The sequence below is a fragment of the Agromyces tropicus genome (genome assembly GCF_039531345.1).
Classification (GTDB): domain Bacteria; phylum Actinomycetota; class Actinomycetes; order Actinomycetales; family Microbacteriaceae; genus Agromyces; species Agromyces tropicus.
In genome coordinates this window covers 346,511-357,419 of the sequence record NZ_BAAAPW010000004.1, presented here as the reverse complement: position 1 = coordinate 357,419, position 10,909 = coordinate 346,511, and the positions used below count along the sequence as shown (strand labels likewise).

Annotated in this window: 8 protein-coding genes; 3 read left to right on the top strand and 5 right to left on the bottom strand. The window is 70.8% G+C overall.

Going from position 1 to position 10,909, the window contains the following annotated elements; genetic code table 11:
• Positions 1 to 54 precede the first annotated feature (54 nt).
• Positions 55 to 1,614 (top strand): methyltransferase domain-containing protein, encoded by a 1,560-nt coding sequence (locus ABD230_RS14070; protein WP_344375563.1) that lies wholly within the window; start codon positions 55 to 57, stop codon positions 1,612 to 1,614.
• On the top strand, positions 1,614 to 1,817 hold the full coding sequence (locus ABD230_RS14065) for a hypothetical protein (RefSeq protein ID WP_344375561.1): 204 nt from the start codon (positions 1,614 to 1,616) through the stop codon (positions 1,815 to 1,817). The genes ABD230_RS14070 and ABD230_RS14065 overlap by 1 nt, the downstream gene beginning before the upstream one ends.
• Before the next feature lie 83 nt (positions 1,818 to 1,900).
• On the opposite strand, the gene ABD230_RS14060 is transcribed toward ABD230_RS14065, so the two are convergent.
• The 5 genes from ABD230_RS14060 to ABD230_RS14040 all read right to left on the bottom strand — a co-directional run bounded on the left by ABD230_RS14060 (position 1,901) and on the right by ABD230_RS14040 (position 7,554).
• Positions 1,901 to 3,274 (bottom strand): D-ribitol-5-phosphate cytidylyltransferase, encoded by a 1,374-nt coding sequence (locus ABD230_RS14060; protein ID WP_344375559.1) that lies wholly within the window; start codon positions 3,272 to 3,274, stop codon positions 1,901 to 1,903.
• Positions 3,274 to 4,020 (bottom strand): ABC transporter ATP-binding protein, encoded by a 747-nt coding sequence (locus tag ABD230_RS14055; RefSeq protein ID WP_344375557.1) that lies wholly within the window; start codon positions 4,018 to 4,020, stop codon positions 3,274 to 3,276. Before ABD230_RS14055 ends, ABD230_RS14060 begins: the two co-directional genes overlap by 1 nt.
• Positions 4,004 to 4,876: an ABC transporter permease gene (locus tag ABD230_RS14050; RefSeq protein ID WP_344375555.1), complete on the bottom strand. Its 873-nt coding sequence runs from the start codon at positions 4,874 to 4,876 to the stop codon at positions 4,004 to 4,006. The genes ABD230_RS14055 and ABD230_RS14050 overlap by 17 nt, the downstream gene beginning before the upstream one ends.
• Before the next feature lie 66 nt (positions 4,877 to 4,942).
• Positions 4,943 to 6,199, bottom strand: coding sequence for an O-antigen ligase family protein (locus ABD230_RS14045; protein WP_344375552.1), 1,257 nt, complete (start codon positions 6,197 to 6,199; stop codon positions 4,943 to 4,945).
• Positions 6,196 to 7,554, bottom strand: coding sequence for an O-antigen ligase family protein (locus ABD230_RS14040; protein ID WP_344375549.1), 1,359 nt, complete (start codon positions 7,552 to 7,554; stop codon positions 6,196 to 6,198). Before ABD230_RS14040 ends, ABD230_RS14045 begins: the two co-directional genes overlap by 4 nt.
• Positions 7,555 to 7,712: 158 nt before the next feature.
• Between ABD230_RS14040 and ABD230_RS14035 the strand changes: the two genes are divergently transcribed.
• A complete protein-coding gene (locus ABD230_RS14035; protein WP_344375546.1) occupies positions 7,713 to 10,907 on the top strand; it encodes a CDP-glycerol glycerophosphotransferase family protein in 3,195 nt (1,064 codons plus the stop codon).
• The last annotated feature ends 2 nt before the right edge of the window (positions 10,908 to 10,909 follow it).

Sequence of the window (10,909 nt, the reverse complement as noted above, 5' to 3'; positions counted from 1 at the left end):
TCCCCGCCGCTATGATGCTGGGACTGCCCGCCCCCCCTGCCCGACGGGAGCCCCATGCCCCACCCGCGGTCCGACGCGCCCGAGTCGGCCTCGCGCGTCACCGCCGTGGATGCCACCGGCTTCACGTTCGCCGGCGACGCCGATGCCGAGCGCGTCGACGTGCTCATCGGCGGTCGACGGGTCTGGTCCGTCACGGCCACGGCCGGATCCCCGCGGGTCGCGTGGCCCGAGGCGCTCGCCGTGCACGTCAACGGCGTCGCCGACGTCGAGCTGCGGGACGCCGACGGCGTCCGGCTGTGGTCGGGCGGCATCGCGTTCTCCCAGGGCAGCACCGGCGACGGCCGCTTCGTCGACGGCCAGGGCCGTGAGCTCGTGGTCAACAAGTGGGGGAGGCCGGCGCGCGCGGTCGAGGGCGACGAGGCGTTCGCGGCGCGACTGCTCGAGAGCCTGCTCGCGGTGACCGCGACGCTCGAGGAGCTGGGCATGGAGCCGTTCGTCACGGGCGGCACGCTGCTCGGCGCGGTCCGTGCGGGCGACTTCCTCCCGCACGACGACGACGCGGACCTCGGCTACGTGTCCCGGGCGACCGACCGGATCGGCGTCGTGCTCGAGAGCCTCCGGCTGCAGCGCGCCCTCGCCGCCGCGGGCTTCGACGTGCGCCCGCACAGCCGGTCGCACCTGCAGGTGCTGTTCCCCGACGAGGCGGGACGCATCGACCACTACGTCGACCTCTTCCCGGGCTTCACGATCGGCGATCGGTACTGCCAGCCGATCGCGGTCCGCACGCCCGCTGCCGGGCTCGCCATCCTGCCGCGCACGAGCATCGCGCTCGCGGGCGCGCAGGTGCCGTCGGTCGCGGATCCCGACGAGTGGCTGGCCCGCTGCTACGGCCCGGGGTGGCGCACGCCCGACCCCTCGTTCCGCTTCGAGACCCCGCCGTCGACGCGCCGCCGCTTCGAGAACTGGTTCGGCGTCTACAACACGAACCGGGAGTTCTGGGAGGACCTCCACGGCGGCGACGGCGTCGATGACGTCGACGCCCGAATGCTGGGCGTGCTGCGACGACGCTGGGCCGGGGCGCCGGGTGTGCTCGACCTCGGCAGCGGCATCGGCGGGGTCGCGATCGCGCTCGCCGGCGACGGCCACGACGTCGTCGCGCTCGACTTCAGTCGCCCCGGGCTCGCCCGCACCCGAGCCGCGGCCGAGGCGGCGGACGTCCGCCTGCGCGCCGTGGAGTGCAACGTCGCCGACGGCCGAGCGCTGCTCGGAGCCGCGGCCTCGCTGCTTCGCGAGCGACGCGACTGGCGCGTCGTGCTCGGGCACGTGCTCGAAGGGCTCGTGCCCGAGACCCGCGCGCAGCTGCTGCGCACCCTCCGCCACCTGGTCGACGGGGGCGGGGAGGCGGTCGCCACGATCGGGACGCGGCTGCCGGCGGAGTACCGCCACGAGGACCCGCGCACGTGGCACCTGCCCGTGGACCTCCTCCGGGACGAGGCCGCGGCGGCGGGACTGCGGATCGAGGTCCTCTCGAGCGACCGGTGGCGGTCGCTCGGCGCACTACGATCTGAGGCGACGGTCGTGCTGACCGCCGACGAGAAGGGAACGGGCCGATGATGTCGCAGCTGCGTCGACCGATCGGGAGGATCTCCCGGGGGATCGGCTACGTGCTCAACCTGCCGCGCCACGTCCGCGCGCTCGAACGCGAGGTCGCCGAGCTCCGCGGGGAGATCGACGAGCTCCGCGGCGACGGTCGCCGGGTGGCCGAGCTGTACGACTTCGTGCTCGAGGAGGTGCGGCCCGGCGGCTCGCGCGACTGAGCGGCGACGCATGCGCCCGCGGCGGCATGCCGCGCAGGCCGGATCGGACCGCCGACCGCGGAGCGGCCGACGGTCCCGGTGCGTCAGGTGGTGACGCGGATGTCGACGATCTGGCCCGTGACGTCGGCCTCGAGCACCTTCAGGCTCACCGTCGCGACATCCGAGGGGTCCAGCAGGGTCTGCGGCGGCTCCTCGCCGAACGCGTTCGTGCGCATCGGCGTCCGGGTCCGCTGCGGATTGATGCAGTTGACGCGGACGCCGTGCTCGGCCCACTCGTCGGCGAGCGCCTGCGTGAGGTTCACGACGCCGGCCTTGGTGGCGGAGTACAGGCTGTAGCCCGCACGCCCGCGCGTGTACGAGCTCGACGTGAAGAAGAGCAGCTGCCCGTGCGTCGCACGCAGGTGGCGGTACGCCTCCTGTGCGATCTTGGCCGGGGCCATCAGGTTGATGTCGAGCGTCCGGCGGAGCGCCTTCTTCTTGGTCTTCGCCAGCGGCGCGATCGTGAGGATGCCCGCCGTCACGACGACGTAGTCGATGCGGCCGCTCGTCGCGGCCTCCGCGAGGGCCCGCCGGACCGACTTGCGGCTCGTGACGTCGGTGCCGGTCGTGGTGCGGCTGAACGCGAACACGGTCGCGCCGGCGCGCTCGGCCATCTCGACGATGCTCGCCCCGATGCCGTAGCTGCCGCCGAGCACGACGACCGTCTTCCCCGTGAGATCGAGCTCGAGGTCGCTGCCGAGCTGCGTCAGCTCCGCGGTCTGCAGCTGGAAGATCTTGTCCGCGATGTGCAGGTCGAGCGGCTCCGTGATCTTCATGTTCTCGGCCGAGCCCTCGACCACTCGGATGGGCACGTCCGGCAGGTAGGTGAAGACGACGCCGCAGTCGTCGGTCGCCGCGAAGTCGGGGTCGTCGGCCGCCGCCTCGTACGCGCGTCGGATCGTGCCGAGGCGGAACGCCTGGGGCGTCTGCCCGCGACGCAGTCGCGACCGGACGGGGATGTCGGTGATGACGTCGTCGTCGACCTGGATGATGGTGTCGGCCGAGGGGATGGCCGTGTCGACCGCGTCGTACTCGTCGAGGGCGCGGACGCAGTCCTCGATGATCCGGTCGTCGATGAACGGACGCACCGCATCGTGGAAGAGCACCTTCGTGCGCTGGTCGTCGGGCAGGGCCGCCAGCGCGAGCTTCGTGGTGTCGTTGCGCGTCTCGCCGCCCGGCAGCACGCCGCGGAGCTTCGGGAACCGTGCGTCGCCGACGAGGTAGTCGAGTTCGTGCAGGCTCTCCGCGTTCATCATGACGAGGATCTCGTCGATGAGCTCGTTCTCGCTCAGGGACTCGAGGGTGTGCTCCACGATCGCCTTGCCGGCGATGCGGATGAGTTGCTTGGGGATGCCGAGGCCGACCCTCGTGCCGACACCGCCGGCGAGGACGACCGCGATGGTCCGTTCGGTGGACACTATCGGGTGCTCTCCTTCAGGGTTGCGACGGCCTCGTCGACGGGGCCGTCGAAGATCATCTTGCCGCGCCGGATCACGATGCCGCGACTGCACAGTTCGCTCACCATGCCGAGGTCGTGGCTGACGACGAACATCGTCTTGCCCTGCTCCACCAGCTCGCGGATCTTCGTCTTGCACTTCTCGCGGAACGGGGCGTCGCCCACCGCGAGCACCTCGTCCACCAGCAGGATGTCGAGCTCGGTGTGGATGGCGACCGAGAACGCGAGTCGGACGAACATGCCCGACGAGTAGTGCTTGACCTCGGTGTCGATGAACTCGCCGATCTCGGAGAACTCGACGATCTGGTCGAACCGCGCGTCGATCTCGGGGCGGCTCATCCCGAGGATGGCGGCGTTCAGGTAGACGTTGTCGCGGCCCGACAGGTCGGGGTGGAATCCGGCGCCGACCTCGATGAGCCCGGCCACGCGGCCCCGGGTCAGGATGCGGCCGCGATCCGGGCGCAGCACTCCGGAGATCAGCTTGAGCAGGGTCGACTTGCCCGAGCCGTTGTAGCCGAGCAGGGCGACGGACTCGCCCTCCGCGACTCGGACGTCGATGCCGTCCAGCGCCTGGAAGGAGCTCGTGAGCTTCTTGCGCTGGATCCACGAGATGAACAGCTCTTTGAACGACTGCGTGTGGCGCAGCGTGAAGTGCTTCGCCACGTCGTCGATGATGATGCTCGGACGGGCTTCAGAGGTCTTGGGCAAAGCGACCCTCCAGCTTGCGGAAGACGAACTGGCCGACGACCATCAGCACGGCGACGGCGACGACGGCGATCCCGGCCAGGAGCCACAGGTGCTCCGGCCGCTCCATCGTCTCGCTCGTGGTCGGGAACCAGAACGCGGAGTGGAACAGCTCCACCGCCACGGTCAGCGGATTGGCCATGTAGAGGTCGAACAGCCACGGCGGCAGCTTGTCGCGCACGAGCGTGAACGAGTAGAGCACCGGGGCCGTCCACGTCGCGAACAGCAGGATGATCTCGACGAGGTTCTGGGCGTCGCGGAACGACACGTTCAGGGCGCCGAAGAAGAGCCCGAGGCCGAGCGCGAAGGTGAGGACGATGAAGATCGCCAGCAGCGCCCCGGACACCTGCACGAGCGTCGGCGCCCAGCCGACGAACAGCAGCACGGTCAGCAGGATCACGAGCTGGGGCAGGAAGTGCACGAACGCGATGAAGACGTCGGCGACGGGGAACAGCTCGCGCGGCAGGTAGATCTTCTTCACCAGCGCCTTGTTGTTCACGATCGACTTCGTGGCGTTGCTGAAGGACTCGTTGAAGAGGTTGACGACGATGATGCCCGAGAACAGGTAGATGGGGAAGTTCTCGATGCCGCGGTTCAGGTTGAGGAACACGCCCATGACGACGTAGAAGATGCCGAACTGGGCGGCGGGCTTCACGTACGACCACGTCCAGCCGAGGACGGAGCCGTGGTAGCGGGTCTGGGTTCCCTTGCGGATGAGGAGGCGGAGCAGGTAGCGATACCGGAAGACGTCCAGGATCCCGCGTCCACTTCCCGGGACGCTGAAGCCGGTGAGGTCGTCAGCAGGGGCGGGGTTGGTCACTCGGAAGATTGTAATGGCACGACCCTGAGCGCCCGATGCCATCGTGCACTCCCGCGCGCAGCGCCCTCAGCGGGTCGCCGCGAGGGCGTCGCGCCAGCTCATGTCGCGCGCCGCCTTGACCGCGCAGACGACGAGGAGCATCCATCCGCCCTCGACGAGGGCGAAGCTCTCGGCGACGCTCGTGACCGCGATGGCGACGAGCACGAGCGCGGGCCATAGGTAGACCACGCTGCGCCGGTCGGACGCCAGCAGCCAGGAGCGCACGAGCGCGACGCCGAGCAGCGCGGCGAAGAGCAGGACGCCGATGACGCCGACCTGGAAGTAGGCGTCGATGAAGGCACTGAGCGCCGAGCCGAGGTCGCGGCCGACCGCCCGTTCGATCCAGAGGTAGGGAGTGCCGGACGGCCACCGCCCCGACCAGCCCCAGCCCTGCAGCGGGTTCGCCGAGAGGTACCGGGACACCTCGCGCCAGACGTCGAGGCGCACGTCGAACTCGGCCCGTGCGTCGAGCAGCTCGATGATCCGCAGGCGGAGCAGCCATCCGGCCACGAGCGCCCCCACTGCGCCCACGAGCAGCGCCAGCTGCACGCGCCACCGGTGCTCGGCGCTCACCCGACGCAGTCCGTAGAGGGCGGCGAGGGCGACCAGCGAGGCGCCGAGCGCGATCCAGGTCGTCGGCGAGCCGGCGAACAGGAGCGCCAGCGACGCCAGCACGATGGAGCCGATCGCGCGGGCGCGCACGACGCTCCGCGTGCGCCACTCGATGATGAACGTGATGAGCGCGATGAGCGCCACGAAGCCGAGCACGTTCCGCGAGCCGAAGAGCCCCTGGATGGGACCGAGCGAGGCGATGTCGCCGCGGATGCCGAGGAACGCGATGGGCAGGTCGAGGAGGATGCCGGAGAGCACCTCCAGCGCGAGCGAGACCGCGAGGAGCACCCGGAACACGTCGCCGAAGGCGCGCACGATCTGGATCGTGTCCCGCATGAGCGCGACGTAGACGCCGAGGACGCCGAACGCGATGAGGTACCCGACCCCGAGCACGGTCGTGGCGGGGTGGGTCGACCAGATGACCGAGGCACCGCACCAGCCGACGAAGACGAGGATCGTGAGCGGGAGGATGCCGTACCACTCGACGGCGCGCCATCGCGCCACGAGCGAGAGCCCGGCCAGCACCAGCAGCGTGCCGATCGCCGCGATGAGCCCGGGCCAGCCGACCAGCGACCGGATCGCGTGGGTCGAGAAGGCGACGCCGATCGCCATGAGCGTGACGGCCTGGGCGAGGCGCGCCGATCCGGCGAACTCCCGCATCGCATCCCTCACGGACGCGCCTCCGGGCGCGCGAATCGACGGGGGCGCCGCGCGGTCGGCATCGACGGCAGGGGCTCGGGCGACCACTGCCGCTGCTTGGTGCCCCACGCGATCGCGATGAGCAGCAACCACCCGGACTCGATCAGGAGGCGGCTCTCGGCGAGGGACTGCCCGATCAGGGCGACGAGCGCGAGCAGCGGGATCAGCGCCGCAGCCGAGTACGGCGTGAGGCGGCCGCGCTCGTCCATCGGCCGGTCGACCGCGAGGAACCAGGAGCGCCACAGCGCGCCGGCCACGACGGACGCGAACGCCACGAGCCCGACTATGCCCAGCTGCATCCAGACGTCCAGCCATGCGTTGTGCGCCTGGAGGTACTCGACGCCCTTGCGCACCGCGAGGCCGTCGTACGGTTCCACCCACGGGGCCCAGTAGCCGATCCAGCCCCAGCCGAGCACCGGTCGCTGCCCGGCGAGCTCGACGACGGAGGCCCAGATGTCCAGCCGGCCCGTGAGGTCCTCGCCCTTGCCGAACACGGCGAGGATCGCGTTCCACGAGATCGCGAGCAGGGCGACGGATGCCGCGAGCACGGCCGTCGCCGTGAGGTAGACGCGTCGCCGGCCCTCCGGGCCCACCCGTCGCGCCCAGAGCGCGAAGCCCAGCGCCGCGAGCACCACGACCGAGACCAGGATCACGGTCGCCGACCGGGTCAGGACGAACACGACGCCGGCGGTGACGAGCCAGCCGATGCCCTGGGCCCGGCGCATGCCGCCGCTGGCGAGGAGGCAGGCGAAGAGGATGATCGCGAGCAGCGACGCCATGGCCAGCAGGTTGCGGCTCGCGACGATGCCCTCGATGGGTCCGCCGTGGAAGAGCAGGGCGCGCGACCAGTAGAAGGCCATCGGGAGCGTGCCGTCGCCGTAGTCCACGAAGTTCGGCAGGAGCGGCTCGCGGACGAACACGGCGACCCACAGTTCGAAGAGCAGGGAGAGGGCGAGCACCCACTTCAGCGCACCCGACAGGGCGCGGAGGAACCCGTGCCAGCCGAGCGAGAGGGCCAGGGAGACCCCCGTCAACGTGGTGGCGAGCGTGATCGCGAGCGCCAGGGCGCTCGTCGCCGGGTAGTTCGACCAGATGATCGAGAGCGCCGCGATCAGGAGGAACGCGATCGTCGACTTCGGCACCCGCCGCCACGTGAGCGACGGCCGGCGCGACGTCCACAGCCAGACGGCGCCGAGCACCACGAGCGCGGCGATCACGCCGAAGCCCCACCAGCCGACGAGGTTCCGCCAGAACTGGCCGGCGAGCACGGTGAAGAGCGCGAACGTCGCAACCGCGCCCTCGAGCGCGCGCCGTCGTCCGATGGTCATGCGCACAAGGGTATCGGGACGCGTCCGCCCGGGCCGTACGTCGCTGCGTCGCACGTCCGGACGGCACTCACCGGACCGGTCCCTCCGGTACGCGTACACTGGAACGACCCTCCGGCCCCTCGGCCGTCCCCCTCCCCGTGACCCGAAAGCCCTTCCCCGTGCGCCCGAACCACAGGAATCGTCGGATCTGGCTGTTCAATGCCGCCGACTACGCCGGCAACCCCAAGTGGTTGTTCGAGTACGTCAACCGCCACCGCCCCGACATCGAGGCCTACTGGATCACGGACTCGCCCGCGACGCTGCGGCGGGTGCGCCGGCGCGGATTCCGGGCCATCGCCTTCCTGGGGGAGCGGAGCCGCCGCATCCAGCGGTCGGCGGGCATCTTCGTCGTGAACCAGGTGAAGGAGCGCATCCCCGCGGACCTGACCGGGGTCGTGCTCCTCAACCTGTGGCACGGCGTCGGCGTGAAGAAGGTCGAGCGGGCGATGACCGGCGGTTACCTGATGCCGCGCATCGCCGGGAAGTACATCCGCAACAACCGCGCCTATCGCGAGTCGCAGCTCTTCCTCGTCACCTCGCCGGCGATGGAGGCGCACTTCGCCCGGCAGATCGACTTCGACGAGTCCCAGGTGATCCGCGCGGGCTACCCGCAGAACGCGTACCGGCGGCTGCACGGCCCGGTTGCGACGTTCGACCACGACCTGCGCGGCTCGCGCGGCCTCCCGCCCGAGACCCGGATCGTCCTCTACGCGCCGACCTTCCGGCTCTCCGGCAACGACGAGTTCGTGCGGCGCGCGATCCCCGACATGGACCGGGTGATCGCGCGGCTCGAGGAGCACGGCCTGATGCTCGTGCTGAAGATGCATCCGCACCTCGCGACCGACCGCGACTTCCTCGACCTCAAGGCCCGGTACGGCGACCACCCCCGCCTCGTCTTCTGGGACAACGCCGAGGACGTGTACGAGGTCTTCGACCAGGTCGACACGGCGATCGTGGACTACTCGTCGATCCACTACGACCTCATGGCCGCCGGGGTGACCCGTTTCGTCCGGTACGCGTTCGATCTCGGCGAGCCCGGCACGCTCGAGCCGGGTCTCGACTACCTGTCCTCCTCGTGCGGCACGCTCGTGACCTCCTTCGACGAGCTCGTCCCGGCGCTCGGACGGGACCACGCGGTCGACCCGGCGGAGCTCGCTCGGCTCACCGACCTGTTCTGGGCGTACGACGACGACGACACGTTCGGGCGGATCGTGGCCCACGCCCTCGCCTACGAGGTGCGCGACGTGGAGCTGCCCACGCTGCACTCCTTCGACGTCTTCGACACGGTCATCCACCGGCGCGCCGTCGCGCCGCGCTCGATCGCCTTCGCGGTGCAGCAGCGTGCCGAGTCGTCCGAGATCGGCCTGCCCGCGTACCTGGTGCGACGGTTCGTCGAGGTCCGCGCCCATGCCGAGTCGGCACTGCGCGAGGCGCGCCGCAAGGACCCGCGGAACGCGGAGACGATGCGCTTCGAGATCTCGCTCGACGAGATCTACGCGCGGATCGGCGAGCTCTTCGACCTCGCCGACGAGCAGGTCGCCTCGCTCATGGCGTGGGAGGTCGAGTTCGAGCTCGCCAACGTGATGCCGAACGCGGCGATGGTCGAGCGCGTCCGCGGGCTCGTCGAGGCCGGTGAGACCGTCGTGCTCATCAGCGACATGTACCTGCCGTCGGAGGTCGTCCGGCGCATGCTCGCGCAGGCGGACCCCGTGCTGGCCGAGGTCCCGCTGTACGTCTCCAGCGACCACGGCGTGCAGAAGTCGACCGGATGGCTCTTCGTCCAGGTGTACCTCGACCTGGGGTACGACTTCGCCGAGTGGCGGCACACCGGTGACAACGCCCACGCCGACATCGAGATGGCCTCGCGCCTCGGGATCTCGGCCACGGCGTGCGAGACGCCGCGGTTCGACGCATACGAGAAGGCGCTGACCACCGCCGTGCCGACCCACGACGGCTACCTCCTCGCCGGCATGATGCGCGCCGCGCGTGCGGCCGGGCTCACGGGCGCGGAGCTCTTCGCGTACCGGACGGTCTCGCTCTCCCTCGTCCCGTACGTCATGTGGGCGGTCCAGGACGCCGTCGAGCGGGGCTACGAGACGCTCTACTTCATCTCGCGCGACGGCCACCACCTGAAGCGCATCGCCGACGCCGTGATCCGGCATCGCGGGCTCGACCTCCGCACCGCCTACATCCACGGCTCGCGTCGCGCATGGCGCCTCGCGTCGCAGCTCGACGGCGTGGACGACGACACGTTCGCCCCGCACGGCAGCTTCGGCGGCGTGCGCACCTTCGGCGGGCTGGTCGCGGCCGCCCGGCTCGACGAGCGCGAACTGCTCGAGCTCTTCCCCGAGTTCCAGCGCTACCGCCGGATGCCCCGGTTCGATGCGCACACCGCCGCGACGATCGTCGAGGCGCTGCGGTCGTCGGCGGAGTACCGGCGCCGCCTCGAGCGCATCGCCGCGGAGGACCGGGAGCTCACGACGCGATACCTGCTGCAGGAGATCGACACGTCGGAGCGGTTCGCCTTCGTGGAGTACTGGGGTCGGGGCTACACGCAGGACTGCCTGGTGCGCCTCCTCGAGCACGCGACGGGCCGGGAGACCGATGCGCCGTTCTACTACGCGCGCAGCATCTACCCGAGCGAGGGCGCCGCGGTGCGCCACAACTACACGTCGGCCGCGTACTCGCTGCTGCTCATCGAGTCGGTCTTCGCCAACCTGCCCTACGGCACCACCGAGGGCTACACGGAGGTCGACGGGCGCGTGCGCCACGTGGCCGCCGAGCGGGACCACCACTCCGAGCTCCGCGAGGCGATCGAGCGGATGCTGCCGCGATTCGTCGACGACCTGCTCGAGCTGCCCGCCATCGACCTCGAGCGGCTCGCCCGCGATGCGTTCCGCTTCGGGTTCGAGCACTTCCGCACCTCGGCGGCCTCGCCCGAGTACGTGGAGTTCCTCGCGCCCCTCCGCGACGCCGTCGAGTTGGGCAGCGTCGAGCGCGAGTTCGCGCCGCGACTGACCGTGGCCGACTTCGTCGCGTTCCTCCGCGGACGTCCGGTCGGCGAGATCACGCGTTCGATGCCGATGTCGATGGCCCGCTCCACGGGTCTCGCCCCCGCGCTGTTCCGGCTCCAGAAGGAGGTCGGGTTCCGCCGCGTCGTGAAGGCGCGCGCGAGGGCCGTGCGTGCGCTCGCCATGCGGGTCAGGCCGGTCACGGGCGAGCTCGAACTCGGTCCGTTCGTGAACCCGCCCGTCCACCAGCAGGACGCCGGCTCCGAGCCGACGGCGGAGGAGCGCACGGCCGTCCCCGTGTAGTG

Excerpts from the sequence above, each read along its gene's own strand:
- ABD230_RS14065 (WP_344375561.1), top strand. The coding sequence starts at position 1,614 with ATGTCGCAGCTGCGTCGACCGATCGGGAGGATCTCCCGGGGGATCGGC.
- ABD230_RS14070 (WP_344375563.1), top strand. The coding sequence starts at position 55 with ATGCCCCACCCGCGGTCCGACGCGCCCGAGTCGGCCTCGCGCGTCACC.
- ABD230_RS14040 (WP_344375549.1), bottom strand. The coding sequence starts at position 7,554 with ATGACCATCGGACGACGGCGCGCGCTCGAGGGCGCGGTTGCGACGTTC.